At 71.1% G+C, this 20,973-nt stretch carries 17 protein-coding genes; 4 read left to right on the top strand and 13 right to left on the bottom strand.

The window, feature by feature from the left end; translation table 11 throughout:
- Positions 1 to 74: 74 nt before the first annotated feature.
- Positions 75 to 1,100 (top strand): ABC transporter substrate-binding protein, encoded by a 1,026-nt coding sequence (locus ACTJJZ_RS10375; protein ID WP_440721107.1) that lies wholly within the window; start codon positions 75 to 77, stop codon positions 1,098 to 1,100.
- A 19-nt stretch (positions 1,101 to 1,119) separates the two neighbouring features.
- Positions 1,120 to 3,324, top strand: a complete 2,205-nt coding sequence (locus ACTJJZ_RS10380; protein ID WP_440721233.1) for an iron ABC transporter permease — start codon at positions 1,120 to 1,122, stop codon at positions 3,322 to 3,324.
- Between the two features lie 59 nt (positions 3,325 to 3,383).
- On the opposite strand, the gene ACTJJZ_RS10385 is transcribed toward ACTJJZ_RS10380, so the two are convergent.
- From ACTJJZ_RS10385 to ACTJJZ_RS10420, 8 genes are all read right to left on the bottom strand, one after another.
- Positions 3,384 to 4,064 (bottom strand): response regulator, encoded by a 681-nt coding sequence (locus tag ACTJJZ_RS10385; RefSeq protein ID WP_440721108.1) that lies wholly within the window; start codon positions 4,062 to 4,064, stop codon positions 3,384 to 3,386.
- The gene (locus ACTJJZ_RS10390) at positions 4,061 to 6,772 is read right to left on the bottom strand and encodes an ATP-binding protein (protein WP_440721234.1); all 2,712 of its coding nucleotides are present in this window, start codon (positions 6,770 to 6,772) and stop codon (positions 4,061 to 4,063) included. The genes ACTJJZ_RS10385 and ACTJJZ_RS10390 overlap by 4 nt, the downstream gene beginning before the upstream one ends.
- Before the next feature lie 41 nt (positions 6,773 to 6,813).
- Positions 6,814 to 7,467, bottom strand: coding sequence for a potassium-transporting ATPase subunit KdpC (kdpC, locus tag ACTJJZ_RS10395; RefSeq protein ID WP_440721109.1), 654 nt, complete (start codon positions 7,465 to 7,467; stop codon positions 6,814 to 6,816).
- 39 nt (positions 7,468 to 7,506) lie between these two features.
- Positions 7,507 to 9,768 carry a potassium-transporting ATPase subunit KdpB gene (gene kdpB, locus ACTJJZ_RS10400; RefSeq protein ID WP_440721110.1) on the bottom strand — a complete coding sequence of 754 codons (2,262 nt, stop codon included), beginning with the start codon at positions 9,766 to 9,768 and terminating at the stop codon, positions 7,507 to 7,509.
- Positions 9,765 to 11,447, bottom strand: a complete 1,683-nt coding sequence (gene kdpA, locus ACTJJZ_RS10405; RefSeq protein ID WP_440721111.1) for a potassium-transporting ATPase subunit KdpA — start codon at positions 11,445 to 11,447, stop codon at positions 9,765 to 9,767. Before kdpA ends, kdpB begins: the two co-directional genes overlap by 4 nt.
- The gene (locus tag ACTJJZ_RS10410; protein WP_440721112.1) at positions 11,447 to 11,536 is read right to left on the bottom strand and encodes a potassium-transporting ATPase subunit F; all 90 of its coding nucleotides are present in this window, start codon (positions 11,534 to 11,536) and stop codon (positions 11,447 to 11,449) included. The genes kdpA and ACTJJZ_RS10410 overlap by 1 nt, the downstream gene beginning before the upstream one ends.
- Positions 11,533 to 11,673: a hypothetical protein gene (locus ACTJJZ_RS10415; protein WP_440721113.1), complete on the bottom strand. Its 141-nt coding sequence runs from the start codon at positions 11,671 to 11,673 to the stop codon at positions 11,533 to 11,535. The genes ACTJJZ_RS10410 and ACTJJZ_RS10415 overlap by 4 nt, the downstream gene beginning before the upstream one ends.
- Before the next feature lie 169 nt (positions 11,674 to 11,842).
- The gene (locus tag ACTJJZ_RS10420) at positions 11,843 to 13,816 is read right to left on the bottom strand and encodes an APC family permease (protein WP_440721235.1); all 1,974 of its coding nucleotides are present in this window, start codon (positions 13,814 to 13,816) and stop codon (positions 11,843 to 11,845) included.
- Between the two features lie 339 nt (positions 13,817 to 14,155).
- Here ACTJJZ_RS10420 and ACTJJZ_RS10425 point away from each other — a divergent pair, with 339 nt between their 5' ends.
- Complete coding sequence (locus tag ACTJJZ_RS10425; RefSeq protein ID WP_440721114.1) at positions 14,156 to 14,848, top strand: GTP pyrophosphokinase; 693 nt, start codon at positions 14,156 to 14,158, stop codon at positions 14,846 to 14,848.
- 59 nt (positions 14,849 to 14,907) lie between these two features.
- Here the strand turns inward: ACTJJZ_RS10425 and ACTJJZ_RS10430 are convergent, their stop codons facing one another.
- From ACTJJZ_RS10430 to ACTJJZ_RS10450, 5 genes are all read right to left on the bottom strand, one after another.
- Positions 14,908 to 15,387, bottom strand: a complete 480-nt coding sequence (locus tag ACTJJZ_RS10430; RefSeq protein ID WP_440721115.1) for a hypothetical protein — start codon at positions 15,385 to 15,387, stop codon at positions 14,908 to 14,910.
- A 51-nt stretch (positions 15,388 to 15,438) separates the two neighbouring features.
- Entirely contained in the window at positions 15,439 to 16,221 is a 783-nt protein-coding gene (locus ACTJJZ_RS10435; RefSeq protein WP_440721116.1) for an ABC transporter permease, read from the bottom strand.
- On the bottom strand, positions 16,214 to 17,023 hold the full coding sequence (locus tag ACTJJZ_RS10440; RefSeq protein WP_440721117.1) for an ABC transporter ATP-binding protein: 810 nt from the start codon (positions 17,021 to 17,023) through the stop codon (positions 16,214 to 16,216). The genes ACTJJZ_RS10435 and ACTJJZ_RS10440 overlap by 8 nt, the downstream gene beginning before the upstream one ends.
- Before the next feature lie 144 nt (positions 17,024 to 17,167).
- Positions 17,168 to 18,382 carry an amidohydrolase gene (locus ACTJJZ_RS10445; protein ID WP_440721118.1) on the bottom strand — a complete coding sequence of 405 codons (1,215 nt, stop codon included), beginning with the start codon at positions 18,380 to 18,382 and terminating at the stop codon, positions 17,168 to 17,170.
- A gap of 79 nt (positions 18,383 to 18,461) precedes the next feature.
- Positions 18,462 to 19,130, bottom strand: a complete 669-nt coding sequence (locus tag ACTJJZ_RS10450; RefSeq protein WP_440721119.1) for a TetR/AcrR family transcriptional regulator — start codon at positions 19,128 to 19,130, stop codon at positions 18,462 to 18,464.
- A gap of 138 nt (positions 19,131 to 19,268) precedes the next feature.
- Between ACTJJZ_RS10450 and ACTJJZ_RS10455 the strand changes: the two genes are divergently transcribed.
- On the top strand, positions 19,269 to 20,939 hold the full coding sequence (locus tag ACTJJZ_RS10455; RefSeq protein ID WP_440721120.1) for an ABC transporter substrate-binding protein: 1,671 nt from the start codon (positions 19,269 to 19,271) through the stop codon (positions 20,937 to 20,939).
- Positions 20,940 to 20,973 lie beyond the last annotated feature (34 nt).

A 20,973-nucleotide genomic window follows, 5' to 3' on the forward strand; every position in this document is an offset into this window, starting at 1 on the left:
GCCGCACGATGACGTCGTCCTCAACCCCCGCGTCCCCACCCGAACGACCCGATCCCCGACACCCCTGGAGAACCATGCGCACGCCCCTCGCCGTCCTCTCGCTGCTCGCCGTGAGCACGCTCGCCCTCGCCGGCTGCGGCACGACCCCCGCCGCGGCCCCGACCGGCGGCGCCGCTCCCGCCGCCAGCGCGGAGTGCGCGGCCGACGCGACGACGACCGCCACGGGCCCGGTCAGCGTGACCGACGCCCTCGGCCGCACCGTGAAGCTCGACAAGCCGGCCCAGCGGGTCGCCGTGCTGGAGTGGCAGCAGGTGGAGGACGCGCTCACACTGTGCGTCACCCCGGTCGCCGTCGCCGACGCCGACGGGTACCGGCGGTGGAACAGGGCCGAGGTCCTGCCGAAGACCGTGAAGAGCGTCGGCACCCGGCAGGAGCCGAACCTCGACGCGCTGTTCCAGGCCGAGCCCGACCTCGTCATCGTCGAGGCGCAGACCCGCGACGACGCGATCATCGGCCAGCTCGAGAAGTACGGCGTGCCCGTGCTCGCGACGATCGGCGCCGACGCGAAGGATCCGCTGAAGCAGCTGCTCGCCACCTTCGACCTGATCGCCCAGGCCACCGGGCGCACGGAGCGTGCGAACGCGGTCACCGCCGAGCTGAAGGGCCACCTCGCGGCGGCGAAGCAGACGCTCGCCGCGGCGAAGCCTGCGAACACCGACTTCGTGTACTTCGACGGCTGGGTCGACGGCGGCACGGTGTCGCTGCGCCCCTTCGGCGCCGGCTCGCTGATCGGCGCGATCGGCGCCGAGCTGGGCCTCACCAACGTGTGGAAGGGCGAGACCGATGCGGCCTACGGTCTCGGCCACACCGACATCGAGGGCATGACCACGGTCGGATCCGCCACGCTGCTGCACACCGGCACCGACGACCCCGGCAGCGGCAGCTTCCTCACGGCCGCCGCGAAGAACCCGGCGTGGGCGTCGATCCCGGCGGTCGAGGAGAAGCGGATCCACGCGTTCCCGGCCGGGATCTGGACCTTCGGCGGCCCCCGCTCGGCCGAGAAGATCGCCGACGCGTACGTCGCCGCGTTCACCGAGTGATCCGGCCGCGGTGAGCGCGATGAGGGTCGAGGAGCAGGATCCGGCGGTCAGCGGCCAGGCAGCCGAGGCGCCCGCCCCGGCGGGCGGCGCTGCGGCTCCCGCGACGGGCCGCGCGAGCCCGGCTGCCGAGCCGACCGCTCCCGGGCCGGGCGGCGCGAACCCGGCCGCCGAGGCGACCGCGGACGCCCGGACGACGACCGGAGCAGCGAGCACGAGCCCCGCGTCCGGCGTTCGCGCGCGCCTCGGCGCCGCCGGCGTACTGGCCCTGCTCCTGCTCGCGTTCACCGCCGCGGCGGGGTGGCACCTCACCCAGGGCACCAGCGGCGCCGTCTGGGCCGACCCGGACGTCCTGCTCGGCTCCCGTCTGCCGCGGCTCGCCGCCGGGGCCGCGGTGGGAGTGGCGCTCGGGCTGGCGGGCTTGCTCATGCAGTCGCTCGCGCGCAACGCCCTCGCCTCGCCCGACACGCTCGGCGTCACGGCGGGCGCGTACCTGGCGATCACCGCGGTCGCGGCCTTCGGGATCTCGATCCCGTTCTGGGCGTCGGGGATCGTCGCGTTCGCGGGCGGGCTCGTGGCCGCCGTGATCGTGCTGGGCCTCGCGGGCGGCGCCGGATCCTCGACGACCCGGCTGGTGCTCGCCGGATCCGCGCTGGCGCTCGCCTTTCAGGCCGCGACCTCGGCGCTGCTGATCCTGTTCAGCGAGCAGACCAAGGGGCTCCTCGCGTGGGCGAGCGGAAGCCTGTCGCAGCTCGGCATCGAGGCGTTCCTGCGCGCCGCGCCCGTCGTCGTGGTCGCCGGCGCGCTCGCGCTGCTGCTCGCCCGCCGGCTCGACGTGCTCGCGCTCGGCGATGACGCGGCCGCGGCCCTCGGCGTGCGGATCCGCTCGACCCGCGTCATCGGGATCCTGCTGTCGGTGCTGCTGACCGCGACCGCCGTCACCCTCGCCGGTCCGCTCGGGTTCGTCGGACTGTGCGCGCCGGTGCTCGCGCGGCTGCTCGTGAGGCTGGTCCCCGCGCTCGCGCGGCACGCACTGCTGCTGCCCGTGTCCGGGCTCATCGGCGCGCTTCTGGTGATCGTCGCCGATGCCCTGCTGCGACTGCTGATCGGGCCCGAAGGGGCGATCGCCGTTCCCACGGGCGTGGCCACCACGCTGCTCGGCTCCGTCGTGCTCGTGGCGATGGCGCGACGCCTGCGGGACTCCGGACCGACGCGGATCCCGCCGTCGATCCGGCTCGGGGTCCGCGGGCCGCGGCGCTTCCGGATCGTGCTGGCGCTCTCGATCGTGCTCGTCGTGGCGGTGGTCGTCGCGGGGCTGCTGCTCGGCGCCACCCCGCTGCTCACCGGGGACGTGCTGCTGTGGCTGCAGGGACAGGCGCCGCCGCAGATCGCCTTCGCGCTGGACGAGCGGGCGCCGCGGGTGGCCGCCGCGGTCACCGCGGGGGCGGCCCTGGCGCTCGCCGGGTGCCTGACCCAGGCGGTGAGCCGCAATCCGCTGGCGGATCCGGGCCTGCTCGGCATCACCGGCGGGGCCGGTCTCGGCGCCGTGCTCGTGGTGACCAGCGCCGCGGCCTCGACCTTCGGCATGCTCACCGCGGCCGTGATCGGCGCGGTCACGGCGTTCGCGCTCGTGTACCTGCTCGCCTGGAGGGGCGGTCTCGGTGCCGACCGGTTCATCCTGGTCGGCGTCGGCGTCTCCTCCGCGACGGTCGCGCTCTCGTCGTTCGTGCTGCTGCGCGCGAACCCGTTCGACACCCCGCGGATCTACACCTGGCTGAGCGGGACGACGTACGGCCGGGTCTGGGAGCAGGTCGTTCCGCTCATCGTCGTGCTCGCGATCCTGCTGCCCGTCGTCCTGGCGCGCAGCCGCGAGCTGGACCTGCTCTCGCTCGACGAGGACTCGCCCCGGCTGCTCGGCGTGCGGATGGAACGCTCCCGGCTGCTGCTGCTCGCGGCCGCGGCGCTCCTCGCGGCGTTCGGCGTCGTCGCCGTCGGCGTGGTCGGCTTCGTGGGCCTGGTCGCGCCGCACGCCGCACGCGCGCTCGTCGGGGCCAGGCATGCACGCGTGATCCCGGTGGCGGGGCTGCTCGGCGGTGTGCTCGTCGGCGTCGCGGACGCGGTGGGGCGGACGGTCATCGCGCCCGCTCAGCTGCCCGCGGGTCTCGTCGTCGCGGTGCTCGGCGCGCCCTACTTCGTGTGGCTGCTCTGGCGCTCCCGGGACGTGTGACCGGGTCGGGCTCGTCGTCGGATCCGGTCCGGCCGCTGGGAACGCAGCACCGCGGCCGGTCAGGCCGGATCCAGCACGAGCCGGTAGCCCATGCCCTGTTCGGTGATCAGGTGCTCGGGAGCGCTGGGCGTGCGCTCGAGCTTCTTGCGCAGCTGCGACAGGTACAGCCGCAGATAGCCGGTGTCGGTGACCTGATCGGTGCCCCAGATCTCGCGCAGCAGCTCCTGCCGGGTGACCAGCGCGCCGGGGTGGCGGGCGAGGTGCTCCAGGATCTGCCACTCGGTGGGCGTCAGATGCACGCGGGATCCGCCGCGCGTGACCGCCTTGGCGGCCAGATCCACCTCCACCTCGCCGAATGCGACCGACGACTCTGCCGGAGGGNCGCCGCGGCGGCGGGACAGCGCGCGCAGCCGGGCGAGCAGCTCGTCGATCTGGAAGGGCTTCGTGACATAGTCGTCGGCTCCGGCGTCGAGGGCCTCCACCTTGTCGGCGGATCCGGTGCGCCCCGACACGACCAGGATGGGCACGTCGGTCCATCCGCGCAGCGCCTCGATCACCGCGATCCCGTCGAGCTTCGGCATCCCCAGGTCGAGCAGCACCACGTCGGGGCGGGTCTGCGCAGCCATCGCGATCGCGGCCGCGCCATCGGGGGCGGCGGTCACCTCGTAGCCGTGCGCGGCGAGCGTGATCCGCAGCGCACGCACCAGCTGCGGGTCGTCGTCGGCGACGAGCAGTTTCATCGCGGATCTCCGTTCGTGGGGAGGTGCCGGTCATCAGCGTTCGAGGAGCGATGTTCGTCGTCCGCGACGTCGGAATCGAGCGAACTTCGCTCCTCGAAACGCGGGTCGGCGGGATCCGCGAGCGGCAGCGACACGACCATGGTCAGGCCGCCGCCCGGGGTGTCCTCGGCGGTCAGCGTACCGCCCATGCCTTCAGTGAAGCCGCGCGACAGGGCGAGGCCGAGGCCGAGGCCCGTCGTGTTGTCGGTGTCGCCGTGTCGCTGGAACGGCAGGAACGCGCTCTCGCGCTGGTGCTCGGGGATCCCTGCGCCGCGATCCGCGACGCGGATCTGCGCCTGTCCGCCGAGTCGGCTCGTCGACACGATGACCCGCTCGCCGGGCGGCGAGTGCCGCACGGCGTTGGTGAGCAGATTCACCAGCACGCGCTGCAGCAGTACCGGATCCGCGTGCAACGGCGGCAGCGCCGAGTCCAGGGCCAGCTCGACCTCGGCCGGTCCGAGCGAGAGCTCGTCGAGCGCGGACACCACGCCGCCGCCCGCATCGACGCGGGAGAGCGACACCGCCAGCACGCCGGCCTGCACCCGGCTGACGTCGAGCAGGTCGGTGACCAGCCGCGAGAGCGTGGCGAGGCTCTCGTCGGCGGTCTCGACGAGTTCGGTGCGGTCGGCGGCAGACAGCCGGTGCGCACTGCGCAGCCCTCCGACCGCGGCGACCGCGGCGGCGAGCGGCCGACGCAGATCGTGGCTCAGCGCCGAGAGCAGGGCGCTGCGCACCTGGTCGGTCTCGGCGAGCACTGCGGCCTCCTTCGCGGTCTCCCGGAGGTCGGTGTGCTCGATCGCCGCGGCGAGCTGCGCGACGATCGCATCCAGCAGGCGCCGCCCCGACGCGTCGAGCTGCCCGCCGTGCAGCTCGAGGAGCGCCCGTGGCCGGCCGTCGGCACCGACGCCGACCGGCACGGTCTCCACGCGAGGATCCGCTCCCTCCCGGGAGCCCGGCGCCGGCGTGGCGGATCCCCATGCCGCGCGCGCGGATTCGCCCTCGGCCAGCGGTTCGCCGTCGACCGCGAGCACCTCGCCGTCCGCCGCGAGCAGCCGGATCCCGCTCAGCCCGAACGCCTCGCGGGCCCGGGCGACCAGCGCGGTCGGCGCGCTGTCGCCGCGCAGCACGTTGCCGGCGATGGCGGCGAGCAGCTCCGCTTCGCTGGACGCGCGCTGCGCGGCGCGGGCGCGGCGGGCCGCCTGATCCACGACCAGGCTCACCAGCACGGCGATCACGACGTAGAGCGCGAGGGCGAGGGCGTGCCGCGGGTCCGCGATCGTCACGGTGAACAGCGGATCCACGAACAGGAAGTCCAGCGTGAATCCGCTCAGGACGGCCGCGAACAGCGCGGGGCGCAGACCGCCGATGAGCGCCACGACCACGACGAGCAACTGGTAGCTCAGCACGTCGGCGGTGATGGACTCGGGGGTCTTCAGGGCGAACAGCACCCACGACAGCAGCGGGCCGCCGATGAGCGCCACGGCGAAACCGATGAGCTGTCGACGCCAGCCCAGTGCGCCGCCGGTGAGGGACGGCAACCGTCCGCGCCCGCCCGCGGCGGCGTGCGTGACGATGTGCACGTCGATGTCTCCGGAGCGGCGGATGATCTCCGCGCCGATGCCCGGCCCGGTGAGGGCCGCCGAGACCCGGGAGCGACGGCTGACCCCGATCACGAGCTGGCTGGCGTCGACCGACTGCGCGAACTCCACCAGCGTGCCCGGCACGTCGTCGCCGACGAGCTGGTGGTAGCTGCCGCCGAGCGCCTCCACGAGTCCGCGCTGAGCGCTGAGCGCACCGGGGCGGTCACCGCGCAGCCCGTCCTGCGTCGTGACGTGCACGGCGAGCAGCTCGCCGCCGGCCGAGCGCGCCGCGATCCGCGCGCCACGGCGCAGCAGCGTCTCGCCCTCGGGGCCGCCGGTGAGCGCCACGACCACCCGTTCCCGGGTCTGCCAGGCGCTGTCGATGCCGTGCTGGGTGCGGTAGCTGCGCAGGGCGCTGTCGACCTCGTCGGCGAGCCAGAGCAGGGCCAGCTCGCGGAGCGCGGTGAGGTTCCCCAGACGGAAGTAGTTCGAGAGGGCGGCGTCGATCCGCTCGGCCGGGTACACCTGCCCCGCCGACAGCCGGTCGCGCAGGCTCTGCGGCGCGAGGTCCACGACCTCGACCTCGTCGGCGCCGCGGATCACCTCGTCCGGCACGGTCTCCTGCTGCGCGACGCCGGTGATCTTCTCGACCACGGCGTTGAGCGACTCGATGTGCTGCACGTTCACGGTGGTGATCACGTCGATGCCGGCGTCCAGCAGCTCCTGCACGTCCTGCCACCGCTTCGGATTGCGGGATCCGGGGGCGTTCGTGTGCGCCATCTCGTCGATGAGCGCAAGCTCGGGGTGGCGGGCGATGATCGCGTCCAGATCGAGCTCGTCGAGCCGCACGCCGCGATGGGAGACGCTGCGCCGCGGCACCTGTGCGATGCCGCGGGTCTGCTCGAGCGTCGCGGCCCTGCCGTGGGTCTCCACGATCCCGATCACGACATCGCGCCCGCTCTGGGCGAGCCGGCGTCCCTCGGCGAGCATCTCGTAGGTCTTGCCCACGCCGGGCGCCGCCCCGAGCAGCACACGCAGGCGACCGCGGGACGCGGATCCGCCCTCGTGCCGCCCCTCGGTCGCTGCCATCACTGCCTCGCTCACTGCGCGTGCGCGCTCCTCTCCGCGGTTCACGGTCGCGGGGCGCCCTGAAGCCGGTCCAGAGCGATGTTCAGCTCGACGACGTTCACCCGCTCCTCGCCGAGGAAGCCCGCGTCGCGCGTTTGAATCCTAGACTCCACCAGCGCGCGCACGGCGGACGGGGCCAGGCCGCGCGCCTCGGCGACCCGGTTCACCTGCAGCAGCGCGTAGGCGGGGCTGATCTGCGGATCCAGGCCCGAGGCCGAGGCGGTGACGGCGTCGGCGGGCACGGCGGACTCGGCCACGTGCTCCCGCTCGGCGATCGCCGCACGGCGCTCGGCGACGGCCTTCACGAGGTCGGGGTTGTTCGGGCCGAGGTTGCTGCCTCCCGAGGCGGTCGGGTCGTAGCCGTTCTGGCCGGCCGCCGAGGGGCGCGGCTGGAAGTACTGCGGCAGGGCGTGCCCTTCTGCATCGGTGAACGACTGGCCGAGCAGGGCGCTGCCGACGGGGGCGCCGCCTCCGGCCGCCCCGCCCGTGGCACGCCCCGCGGCGTCGACGAGCGATCCGTTCGCCTGCCACGGGAGAGCGAGCTGGCCGATGCCGGTGATCACGAGGGCGTATCCGACCCCGAGCACGAGGGTGAGCACGAGCATCGCCCGGACGGCGACGCCGGTGAGGCGGACGGTGCCGCGGAGATTCGACATGATGTGCCTTTCGGAATGGTCGCTGAGCCCGTCGAAGCGTCAGAAGCCGGGGAGGAGGGCGACGACGAGGTCGATGAGCTTGATCCCGACGAACGGGGCGATGACGCCGCCGACCCCGTAGATCAGCAGGTTGCGCTGCAGGATCTGCGAGGCGCTCGCCGGCTTGTAGGTCACGCCGCGCAGGGCGAGCGGGATGAGGAAGACGATCACCATGGCGTTGAAGACGATCGCGCTCGTCACGGCGGATGCCGGCGAGTGCAGCTGCATGAGGTTGAGGGCGGCGAGCCCCGGGAACGCGCCCATGAACATCGCCGGGATGATGGCGAAGTACTTCGCGATGTCGTTGGCGAGTGAGAACGTGGTGAGGGCGCCGCGGGTGATGAGCAGCTGCTTGCCGATCCGCACGATGTCGATGAGCTTGGTCGGATCCGAGTCGAGGTCCACCATGTTCCCCGCCTCCTTGGCGGCCGAGGTGCCGGTGTTCATCGCGACGCCGACGTCGGCCTGGGCGAGCGCGGGAGCGTCGTTGGTGCCGTCGCCGGTCATCGCGACCAGACGTCCGCCCTCCTGCTCGCGGCGGATGAGGGCGAGCTTGTCCTCGGGCGTGGCCTCGGCGAGGTAGTCGTCGAGACCCGCCTCGGCGGCGATCGCCTTCGCGGTGAGCGGGTTGTCTCCCGTGATCATCAAGGTACGGATGCCCATGCTGCGCAGTTCGGCGAAGCGCTGTGGGAGGCCCTCCTTGACGACGTCCTTGAGGTGCACGACGCCGAGGATCCGGGTCTCGGTCCCTGAGCCTGTCGAAGGGCCCGAGACCCGGGTGGCGGAGGTCGCTTCGACAGGCTCAGCGACCGGATGCGGGACGCTGGCCGCCACCACCAGAGGGGTCCCGCCGGAGGCGGCGATCTCATCGGCGAAGCACGCGGCCTCCTCCGCGGCCGCCGAATCGGTCGCTGAGCCCGTCGAAGCGCCCTCCGATTCGATCCAGGCGCGGATGGCGGACCCTGCCCCCTTGCGGATCTGGGATCCGTCGGCCAGGTCGACGCCGCTCATGCGGGTCTGCGCCGTGAACGGGACCGTCTCGGCGCCGTCGAGTGCGGTCACGACGATGCCCCGGCCCGCGGCGAGCTCGACGATCGAGGCGCCTTCCGGGGTCGGGTCGGCGAGCGAGGAGAGCGCGGCGGCGCGCAGCAGCTCCTCTGCAGAGACGCCGGTGACCGGCAGCACGTCGGTGGCACGGCGGTTGCCGTAGGTGATCGTGCCGGTCTTGTCGAGCAGCAGCGTGGTGACGTCGCCCGCGGCCTCGACCGCACGGCCGGACATCGCCAGCACGTTGCGCTGCACGAGGCGGTCCATGCCCGCGATCCCGATCGCGCTCAGCAGCGCGCCGATCGTGGTCGGGATGAGGCAGACCAGGAGGGCGATCAGCACGGGGATGCTGACCGGTGAGGCGGAGTACGACGCGATCGGGTTCAGCGCCAGCACCACCACGAGGAACACGATCGACAGACTCGCGAGGAGGATGTTCAGGGCGATCTCGTTGGGGGTGCGCTGCCGGTCGGCGCCCTCGACGAGGGCGATCATGCGGTCGACGAACGTCTCGCCGGGCTGCGAGGTGATCCGCACCACGATCCGGTCCGACAGCACGCGGGTGCCGCCGGTGACGGCGCTGCGGTCGCCGCCCGACTCGCGCACCACGGGTGCGCTCTCACCGGTGATGGCCGACTCGTCGACGGTCGCGATGCCGGCGATGATGTCGCCGTCGCCGGGGATCGGCTCCCCGGCCGTGACGACCACGACGTCGCCGCGCCGCAGGTCGGCGGAGGACACCTCCTCGGCCGGCGCGCGCTCCGCGGTCGGATCGTCCGCCGGGTCGTGGCCCGTGACCCGCCGGGCGAGCGTGCTCGTCCGGGTCCTGCGGAGCGTGGCGGCCTGCGCCTTGCCGCGACCCTCCGCCACCGACTCCGCGACGTTCGCGAACAGCACGGTGAGCCACAGCCAGAGCGCGATCGACCAGGTGAAGCCGGCGGGAGCTGCGCCGCCGGACGCAGCGCCGCCGGAAGCGCCGCCGAGGAACGGTTCGGCGACCGCGAGCACGGTGGTCAACGCGGCGCCGGCCCAGACCAACAGGATCACGGGATTGCGCAGCAGGGTCGCGGGGTTGAGCCGCCGCAGTGCGCCGGGGAGGGCCTGCACGAGCTGGCTCCAGCCGAACGCGCGCGGTGCGGGTTCCGGCGAACCCGACCCGGTTCCGGATCCGGGCTCCGGGGAAGGGCGGCTGGTCGAGGTGTCGACGGCGGTCATCGGGCGAGTCCTTCTGCGAGCGGCCCGAGCGTGAGCACGGGGAAATAGGTGAGCGCGCTGACCACCACGGTCACCGCGATGAGGAGGCCGGCGAACTGCGGCCGGTGCGTCGGCAGCGTGCCCGCGGTCTCCGGCACGCGCTGCTGGGCGGCCAGCGATCCGGCGAGGGCCAGCACGAACACGATCGGGATGAAGCGGCCGAGCAGCATCGCCGCCCCGAGCGCGGTGTTCAGCCACGGGGTGTTCGCGACGAGGCCGGCGAAGGCGGATCCGTTGTTGTTCGCCGCCGAGGTGAAGGCGTACAAGACCTCGCTGAGGCCGTGCGGGCCCGGGTTGAGGATGCTCGTCTTCTCGACGTCGGCGCGGACCGGCGGGATCGCGAAGCTCAACGCGGTGCCGGCGAGCACCAGGGTCGGCGTCACCAGGATGTAGAGGCTGGCGAGCTTGATCTCCCGCGGGCCGAGGCGCTTGCCGAGGTATTCCGGCGTGCGGCCGACGAGCAGCCCGCCCACGAACACCGCGATCACGGCGAGGACGAGCATGCCGTACAGACCCGAGCCGACGCCGCCGGGCGCGACCTCGCCGAGCATCATGTTGATCATCGGCATCATGCCGCCGAGCGGGGTGAACGAGTCGTGCATCGCGTTGACGGCCCCGGTCGACGTCAGCGTCGACGCGGTGCCGAACAGCGCGGATCCGAGGATCCCGAAGCGCTGTTCCTTGCCCTCCATCGCGGCGCCCGCGAGCCGTGTGGCGGATCCGCCTCCGCCGAGCTCGAAGGCGCTCAGCGCGACGAGGGAGGCGACGAAGATCGTGCCCATCACGGCCGCGATCGCGTAGCCCTGGCGGTCGTCGCCCACGATCCTGCCGAACGTGCGCGGCAGCGCGAACGGGATCGCGAGGATCAGCACGATCTCGAGCAGGCTGGTCCACGGGGACGGGTCCTCGAAGGGGTGCGCGGAGTTGGCGTTGTAGAAGCCGCCGCCGTTGGTGCCGAGGAGCTTGATGGCCTCCTGCGAGGCGGCCGGCCCGCCCGGGATCGACTGCGTAGCCCCGGCGATCGTGTGCACTTCGGTGAAGCCGGACAGGTTCTGCACCACGCCGCCCGCCATGAGGGCGAGCGCGGAGAGCACGGCGAGGGGCAGCAGCAGGCGGACGAGACCGCGGATGAGGTCGACCCAGAAGTTGCCGATCGTGGCGCTGCCGCGCCGGGCGAAGCCGCGCACGAGGGCGATCGCGACCGCGATCCCGACTGCGGCGGAGGTGAAGTTCTGCACGGCGAGGCCGGCGAGCTGCACGAGGTGCCCCATGGTCTGCTCGGGCGAGTACGACTGCCAGTTGGTGTTCGCGACGAACGAGGCGGCCGTGTTGAAGGCCAGCCCCTCGGGCACCGCGGGCAGCCCGAGCGAGAGCGGGAGGATCTCCTGCACGCGCTGCAGCAGGTAGAGCAGCAGCATGCCGACGACGGAGAACGCGAGCACGCTGCGCGCGTAGGCCCGCCAGGTCTGCTCGGCGGAGGCGTCCACGCCGATCAGGCGGTAGAGCCCGCGCTCCGCGCGCAGGTCCCTCGCACCCGTGTAGACGCGCGCCATGTAGTCGCCGAGGGGGCGGTACAGCAGGGCCAGGGCGGCCAGGACCGTCGCGGCCTGCAGGACGCCGAACCAGATGCCCGCGCCCATCAGAACTTCTCCGGGGCCACGAGCGCGACCACGAGGTAGCCGATCGCGGCGACGGCGAGGGCGGCGGACACGATCTGGATGACGATCATCTCCGATCCCCTCCCCCCGGCGCTTCGCGTGGGTCGGAGCCTCTGGAACGGGGGCCCATGATGTCGATCGCCTTCGCGATCACCGCGACGAGAGCGAACAGCGCGAGCGTGAAAGCTGCGTAGAGGATGTCGAGCACGCATCCGATCGAACCGGCTCGGCGGTCCTCGGATGGGGATCCTCACGAGTCCCTCACGCCGCCGTCCGGAAACGCATGCGACTCTCACACACATCGCACCGCGGGAAGGGGCGATACCCGCGCACCGGACCGCACCGCACCGCACGGAGCGCGTCGGGGCGGCCTCGGGTCAGTCCTTCTCGGGCGGGCCCGCCGGGCGCTGCACGCGCCGGGCGGCGGGCATCGAATCGGCGTACGCGACGACCGGGCGGCCGGAGCGCTGCTGTCCGGGCACGGGGCGGGAGCGGCGGCCATAGATGAGCTCGGACGAGTCCAGCAGCCACGGAACCAGCGTGATCGTCACGCCGTGCACCAGCATCAGCTGGTTCGCCATGCGCCGGGCGCGCCGGTTGTGCAGGATCGACTCCCACCAGTGCCCGACGATGTACTGCGGCAGGTACACGGTCATCACCGCGGGGCCGTGCTTGGCGCGGTACTTCTGGATGTAGGCCTCGACGGGCTGGGCGTACGCGCGGAACGGCGACTCCACGATCACGAGCGGGATCGGGATCCGGTGGTACTGCCAGTCCTTCTGCAGCTGGATGCCGTCCTCGGGGTTCGCGGCGACGTGCAGTGCGACGGTCTTCTGGTGCTTCGCGGCGATCGCATAGTCGATCGCCTTGATGACCGGCTTCTGCAGGCGGTTCACCAGCACGATCGCGACGTCGCCCTCGGAGCCGAAGTGGGTGGTGTCGTCGATCGCGATCTCGTGCTCGACGTCACGGTAGTAGCGCTTGACGCCCGCCATGAGCAGCGCGAGCACGGGGATCGCGAGGAACACCATCCAGGCCCCGTGCGTGAACTTGGTGATGGTCACGATCACGAGCACTGCGATCGTCAGGGTCGCGCCGAGAGAGTTGATCGCGAGCCCCGTCCGGGCCGTGCGACGGTCGGCGGCCGCTTCAGAGGCCTTCTTCCTATGAGCGTTCTTGAGCATGTCGCGCCAGTGCCGCACCATGCCGAGCTGGCCGAGCGAGAACGACACGAAGACGCCGATGATGTACAGCTGGATGAGGCTGGTCAGGTTCGCCTGGAACACCACGAGCACGCCCACCGCGGCGATGCCGAGCAGGATCATGCCGTTCGAGAAGACCAGGCGGTCACCGCGGGTGTTCAGCGCCTTGGGTGCGTAGCCGTCGCGGGCGAGCACGGCGCCGAGGAGCGGGAAGCCGTTGAACGCAGTGTTGGCGGCCAGCAGCAGGACGCAGGCGGTCGCCGCCTGGATGATGAAGAACGGCAACGATCCGGCGCCGAACACGGCCGAGGCGACCTGTGCCATCAGCGACTGCTGCGGGAGCGCGCAGTTGAAACCGATGAGGTCGTGGCACGGATCCTCGGCGTAGTGCACGCCGGTGATCAGGCCGAGGGCGGTGAGGCCGACGAAGAGGGTGATCGCGATGCCGCCCATCATCGCCAGCGTCCGCTGCGCGTTGCGGATCTTCGGGATCCGGAAGGCCTGCACGCCGTTGGAGACGGCCTCGACACCGGTCAGCGCCGAACAGCCGGTGGAGAACGCGCGAAGCACGAGCAGGATCACGGCTGCGTCCACGAGATGCTCGCCATGCACGCCGTAGTGCGCGCTCTCGGCTACGGGCGCGTCGCCGAGGAACGTCCGCACCAGTCCCGTCACGATCATGACGCCCACGGATCCGATGAACACGTACGTGGGGATCGCGAACACTGTGGACGCCTCGCGCACTCCGCGCAGGTTCACGATCACGATGAGGATCACGAAGCCGACCGCGAGCTCCACTCGCCACGGGTTCAGCTGCGGCACCGCCGAGATGATGTTGTCCACGCCGGAGGCGATCGACACCGACACCGTGAGGATGTAGTCGACGAGCAGAGCCGACGCCACGACGACGCCCGGGATCTCGCCGAGGTTCTTGGAGGCGACCTCGTAGTCGCCGCCGCCAGAGGGGTACGCCTCGATGAGCTTGCGGTAGCTCAGCACGATGACGATGAGCAGCAGGACGACCGCGGCGGCGACCCACGGGGCGAAGAACAGGAAGGCCAGCCCGCCCAGCGACAGGGTCATCAGCATCTCCTGCGGCGAGTACGCCACAGAGGAAAGGGCGTCGGACGCGAAGATCGGCAGCGCCATCCGCTTCGGGAGCAGCTGCTCGTTCGCCTTCTCGGTACTGAGCGGCTCCCCGAGGAGGATGCGCTTGGCTACGAGCGGGGCGTCCGCGTTCTCACGGCTGTCATTTGCCACGAGCGGCAAAGTTACGCCTGGTTGGGGGCGGATGCAATTTCGCGCGCGGGTTGTTGCATCACCGTTCCATCACTCTTCGCCCCGATCCGACCCCGGGCGTGTCCCGAAGCGGTACGTCCCCTCATGCGGAGAGCGCTATCCGGATCCTTCGGATCCGGAGCGACGCACTGAATCCGCTCAGGACGAACACACAGGAGATCCGAACTCCGAGTGCGTAGCGTCGCGGGTATGAGCACGGCTCCTGTCGACGACGATGCGCTGAACCGGACCCTCACGGAGGCGCGCGAGCTCCGCGACGAGTTCCAGCGCTTCCTGCACGAGTACGAGTTCGGCATGCGCGAGATCGAGACGAAGATCTCGATCCTGCGCGACGAGTTCGCGCACCATCACTCCTACAACCCCATCGAACACGTGAAGAGCCGGGTGAAGTCCCCCGACAGCATCGTGGAGAAGGTGGCGCGGCGCGGCATCGAGCCCGACTTCGACTCGATCCGGACGCACATCACCGACATCGCGGGGGTGCGGGTGACCTGCAGCTTCGTGGCCGACGTGTACCGGCTGTTCGACCTGCTGACCGCGCAGGACGACATCACGGTGCGGATCGTGAAGGACTACATCGCCGCCCCGAAGGCGAACGGCTACCGCAGCCTGCACGCGATCCTCGAGGTCCCCGTGTTCCTCTCCTCCGGCCCGATCATGGTGCCCGTCGAGGTGCAGTTCCGCACGATCGCGATGGACTTCTGGGCGAGCCTCGAGCACAAGATCCACTACAAATTCCGCGGGCAGGTGCCCGCGCACCTGGTGGACAGCCTGACCGCGGCCGCCGAGGCGGCCAGCGAGCTCGACGGGCGCATGGAGCAGCTGCATCGCGAGGCGCACAGTCCGCTCGCCGCGCTCGTGCAGGTGCCGGTCGACGTCTGACCGGCACCCGCGCGGACTTCTGCTGGACGCGCTCGCCGCGCTGAGGCGCGGAGAGTCGATCAGCCGCGCGGCAGCGCCTCCTCGAGGCTCTTGATCTTGTCGAGAAGGGCGCCGATCGCCTGATCCTGTGCCGCGAGATGCGCCTGGATCTGCTGCGCCTCCGCCAGGATCGCGCCCGCGTCCTCGTACGTCGCCGCGGCGCGCGAATCGGAGGCGGCGGCCTGGATGTTCTGCCCCACGATGATCACGGGGAGGAGCACGAGCTGCAGGAAGGTCTGCGCGATCCACGCGACGATGATGATCGGATCATGGCTCGAGAGCGCGGCGGGCAGGCTCACCAGAGCGAGGACGGCGAAGGCGTAGGCGCACCACATGGTGCCGACGCTCGTGGTGATACCCAGGCCCACCTTGCGGTTGAACCGGTTGATCGCCCTGTCCTGCGGGTGCAGGCTCTTCGCGGCGGCGCTGACCGTCGGCGGGCCGGCCTTCGCGCGCTCCTCCACACGTGCGTGCGGCGTGTACTCGAACGAGGTGGACATCGCGATGGCGCTCCTTCGTGGCTGATCCGGTCATGAGGGTCTCGTCCGCACCTACCTGGCCTCCCACTGGAACCAGCGGATCCCGATCCCGGCGAACACGATCAGATAGGCGCCGATGGCGAGGATCGCCCAGCCGTCGTCGCTCGTCCACGCGGCGGTGCCCTGGACCGCGGTGAACAACGTGATGAGCGCGCCGACGGGCGTCCACTTGGCGATGTTCGAGAACGTGTCGCCGAGCGCGCCGGTGACGCCGAGGATCCCGAGAAGGATCAGCACGACGTAGAGAACCCGCCCCACGGCGTTCACGGCCATGGTCGAGCGGATCAGCCCGACGATCGCCTGGCCGATCCCGAGGAACATCGCGGCGCCGTAGACCGCCACGACGAAGATGAGCAGGTAGGTGCCGGCGCCGTAGCTGACGCCGTGCATGATGCTGCCGACGACGATCACGACGATCGAGGTGACGATCGCGGCCGCGAACTGCACGAGCAGCCGGCTCAGCATGATCGCCCACGTCGGCGTCGGGGTGACGCGCAAGCGCTGGAACACGCCGGCCTCGCGGTCCCGCGCGATGGTGATCGAGTAGCCCATCAGCGCCGATGACAGCAGGCCGTAGCTCAGCGCCATCGCGATCAGGATGCCGGAGCGGTCGGGTCCGAGCGTGCTGCCCTGCTTGTGCCCGATCTGGTTCGTGACGACCAGGATCAGGATCGGGACGAGCAGGTTGAGCAGCAGGGTCTGCCTGCTGCGCAGGATGACCATCAGGTCGGCGCCGAAGAGCGAGCGCAGAGTCAGGCCGAGCGGCGGCCGGGTGGTGACGACGGTGTCAGTCACGGAGATCACTTCCCGTCAGGGCGATGAAGACGTCTTCGAGGGTGGGCTCGCCGTGTGCGATCGCGAGCACGCGCGGATCCTCCCGGTGGGCGGTGATGAGCTCGGCCGGACTGCCGGTCGTGACCAGCCGGCCGTGGTCGATGATCACGATGCGGTCGCAGACGGCCTGTGCCTCCTCCATCGAGTGCGTGGTCAGCAGGATGCTGCCGCCGCGCCGGCGCGAGGCCTCGATCCGCTGCCACAGGCTCCGCCGCGACTGCGGATCCAGACCGCTCGTCGGCTCGTCGAGCAGCAGGAGCAGCGGGTTGTGGATGGTGGCGATGAGGAGCGAGAAGCGCTGCGCCTGACCTCCGGAGAGCCCCTTGAGGCGCTTCCCCGCCTCCTGGCCGAGCCCGGTGTCGTCCAGCGCCCGCCGTGCGTCCTCCCGTGACATCCGCACGCCGTACAGCCCGGCGTACAGGCGCAGCAGCTGCTCGATGCTCAGCTCCGGCTGGAACCCGGAGCTCTGCAGCTGCACGCCCATGCGGGCCCTGGCGTCGAGCGGATCGCGCAGCGCGTCGATCCCGTCGACCGTGACGGATCCGCCGATCGGCTTGCGCAGCCCCTCGATGACGTTCAGCGTGGTGGTCTTGCCTGCGCCGTTCGGGCCCAGCAGGCCGATGATCTCGCCGCGGGCGATGGTGAAGCCGACGCCGTCCACCGCGGTGCGGCTGCCGTACCTCACGACCAGGCCGTCGACGCGCAGCACGGTGCCGCCGTGCGCGGCCGGGTCTATCTGCGACTTGCCTATGGGACTCGACATGCGCACCTCCTGGGAATGCGCTCAGCGTTCCACCGCCGGCTATCAACGAGCTATGAGAACAGGCTCGTCGTCTCGTCGGGCGGCCCCGGACCCCGGGCCTGTCGGAGGGAGCTCGCCGCCGGACCTCTGGGCGGCAGGGCCGAGTCAGCCCAGGAACTCGCGGGCGGCGACGGTGAGCGCCCGCACGCCGATCTCGATCGTGGGGTGGATCTCGACGGCGAAGAAGGGGGAGTGGTTCGTCGCGATCTCGCTGTCGACCGTGCCGTTCGCGACGGCCGCCGCGAAGCGGACCGGGTCCGCACCGCCCCAGAACCAGAACACCAGCGGAACGCCGGCGTCGCGGGCGAACCACGACACGTCCTCGCTGCCGGTGAACAGGCCGGGATCGACCACGTTGGCGTCGCCGAACGCGGCGCGGAAGGCGGCGGTCGCGCGCGCGGTGGCTTCCGCGTCGTTGATCGTGGCCGGCAGGGTGTGCAGGGTCTCGATCGTGGGATCCTCGACCGCGCCGCTCGCCATCGCCTCGGCGCGGATCACGCGCTCGACGCTCGCGAGCACCTTCTCGCGGAGGGCCTCGTCCGGATAGCGCAGGCTCAGCTCGAGCGTGGCCTCGGCGGGGATGATGTTGTTCTTCGTTCCGGCGTGGATCGCGCCGACCGTGACGACCGCGAGGTCGTGCGGATCCACCTCGCGCGAGACCACGGTCTGCAGGCGCATCACGGTCGCCGCGGCCATGACCACGGGGTCGATCGTGGCGTGCGGGCGGGATCCGTGCCCGCCGCGACCGCGCAGCACCACGTGCAGACCGTCGGAGGCCGACATCTGCGGGCCGGGGCGCACGCCGATCATGCCCGCGGGCAGCGGCGTGACGTGCTGCCCGATCACGACGTCCGGCCGGGGGAAACGGTCGAGTGCGCCGTCGTCGAGCATCGCACGGGCGCCCCCGCCGACCTCCTCGGCGGGCTGGATCACGACGACCAGGGTGCCGGACCAGTCGTCCTTCGTGCGGGCCAGCTCCTCGACCGCGCCGATCATCGCGGTGACATGCATGTCGTGGCCGCAGGCGTGCATGACGCCGACCTCGTGGCCGTCGGGATCCGTCGCGGTCGCGGTGCTCGCGTAGGGGAGGCCGGACTGCTCCACGACGGGAAGCGCGTCCATGTCGGCTCGCGCCCAGACGACGGGTCCGTCGCCGTTGCGGAGCACTCCCACGACGCCGGTGCGGCCGACCCCGACCTCGACCTCGAGTCCGAGGTCGCGCAGGTGCCCGGCGGCGATCGCCGCGGTGCGGGTCTCCTGGAAGGACAGCTCGGGGTGGCGGTGCAGGTCGATGAAGAGCGCTTCGAGGTCGATCGTCATAGGGCTGAGCCTACGCGGAAGGGCGCCGCCGTCCGCGGACGGCGTCCCTGACGCACTCGTCCGGGAGCGATGCGTCGCATCACTCCGCGGAGTGTTCGGCGCCCGCCGTGCGTGCGGCGTACGTCTCCAGCGCGGGGCCGGGGCGGAGCACGCCGTTCACGATCGCCTGGATCGCGAACGCGCTCGTCTCGCCCAGGTCGACGGCGGCGGGATCCAGCAGCCACTGCAGCTGCAGGCCGTCCATGACGGCCAGGATCGCCGCACACGCGGCGTCCACGTTCGCCGGATCCGTCACCCCCTCCTGCGCGCACAGCACGCGGAAGGCCTGGTCCACGTCGCCGCGCAGGATCCGGTAGCGCCTCTCGAAGAACGCCCGGCCGGGGTGGCCGTCGGTCACCGACTCCCCGGACAGCACCGTGTAGGTCTGCACGATCCCCGGGCGCAGCGCGTTCGCGTACGCCGTGCGCACGAGGTGCAGGAACAGCTCGGCGCCGTCCGGGATGTGCTGGTCGGCGAGGTCGGCGACATCGGCGTGATCGCGGTAGTCGAGCACCTCGAGCAGCAGCTTCTGCTTCGAGCCGAAGTGGTGCAGCACGCCGGCGTGCGTCATCCCCACCTGCTCGGCGATGTCGGCGAGGGTGCCGTTCGTCGACCCCTTGGCGCCGAAGATCTCGATCGCGGCCTTGAGGATCTCGGTGCGCTTGCGCTCGGTCTCCGGCCGGGGCTTGGCACTGTGCGCCGTGACCATTTCGTTTCCTTCCCGAGCTTGTCGGCCAGCCTACTTGTCAGTAGTGTCACCGGTACTTACTTTCTCGACAGTAAGTAAACCATCGGCGGAGCACTCTCCGCCGCCCCGCGCACAACGGCCCGTGCCGAAGGAGAAGCAATGAAGCTCAGGAAGACCCTGATCGCCGTGACCGCGATCGCCGCTCTCAGCACCGTGGTGCTGTCCGGATGCTCGTCAGGCTCCGGTTCGTCCTCCGCGGGCGGCGGATCGCTGACGATCGCGAAGCCGGACGGCGCGGCGATCCTCTCCACTCAGACCAACAACCCGTTCATCTCGACCGGATCCGGCATGTCGCTCGGCTACGACCGGATGATCTACGAACCGCTCGCGATGGTGAACCCGGTCGGCAAGAACGAGACCACGCCGTGGCTGGCCTCGAAGGTCGAGTGGAACAGCGACTACACGCAGCTCACGGTCACCCCGCGCGCCGGCGTGAAGTGGAGCGACGGCAAGCCGTTCACCGCCGACGACATCGTGTTCACCTACAACCTGATCAAGAACACGCCGGCGCTCGACCTCGGCGGCCTGAAGCTGACCGACGTCAAGAAGGACGGCGGCAACGTCGTGCTGAGCTTCAGCGAGTCGAAGTTCGTCAAGCAGGGCGACGTGCTGCAGGTCAGCATCGTGCCGGAGCATCAGTGGAAGGGCATCGCCGACCCGACGAAGGACCCGGTGAAGAACGCCGTGGGCACCGGCCCCTACACGATCAAGAGCTTCTCGTCGCAGGGCGTCGTGCTCAACGCGCGCACGGACTACTGGGGCGGCAAGGTCCCGGTCTCGACGCTCAAGTACCTCGAGTACAACGACAACACCGGCCTGCTCCGCGCCCTGCAGAGCAAGGAGACCGACTGGGCGCAGATCTTCATCACCGACTATCAGACGAACTACGTCGACAAGGATCCCAAGCACAACGTGTTCTGGGGTGCCAACGTCCTCAGCCCCGACATGATCCTCGTCAACACCGCGAAGGCGCCGTTCAACGATGTGGCGCTGCGCAAGGCCGTGAACATGGTCGTCGATCGCAAGGCGCACGCCGAGAAGGCCCGCAGCAACGCCGGCCCAGAGCTGACCAGCGTCACCGGCATCCCGCAGCCCACCGGCGACCAGTACATCGCCCCCGACTACAAGGACAAGACCTTCTCGATCGATGTCGCGGGCGCGAAGAAGGTGCTCAGCGACGCGGGCTACACCTGGAAGGACGGCGCCCTGATCGATCCGTCCGGCAACCCGGTCTCCTTCACGCTGCAGGATCCGCAGGGCTGGAACGACTACGTCACCGGCATCCAGCTGGTCGCGACGCAGATCAAGACCACGCTCGGCGCCGACGCCAAGGTCGCCACGCCCGACGCCGACACCTGGTTCACGAACATGGCCACCGGCAACTTCGACGCGGCGCTGCACTGGAGCGGATCGGGATCGAACCCGTGGCACATCTACGACGACGTGATGAACGGCGCCTACCTCGAGCAGGCCGCGGACGGGAAGGTCTCCGACAACTTCGGGCGCTACGACAACCCGGAGGCGACCGCGCTGCTCAAGGAGTACGCGCAGGCGTCGGACGACGCGACCCGCACGGCCGCTCTCGCCAAGATCCAGAAGATCTTCGTCGAGGACGTCCCGGCGATCCCGATCGGCACCCATCCCCAGCTGGCCGAGTACAACACCCGCACGTTCACGGGCTGGCCGAGCGAGAAGGACCAGTACGCGACCGCGGATCCGACGCAGCCGTCCGCCGTGCAGGTGCTCATGAAGCTGAAGCCGGTCAAGTAGCCCCCGACCCCTCGGTCGTCGGGCGAGCGCAGCG

The organism is Microbacterium sp. 22242, from assembly GCF_052045495.1.
Taxonomy (GTDB): Bacteria; Actinomycetota; Actinomycetes; order Actinomycetales; family Microbacteriaceae; genus Microbacterium.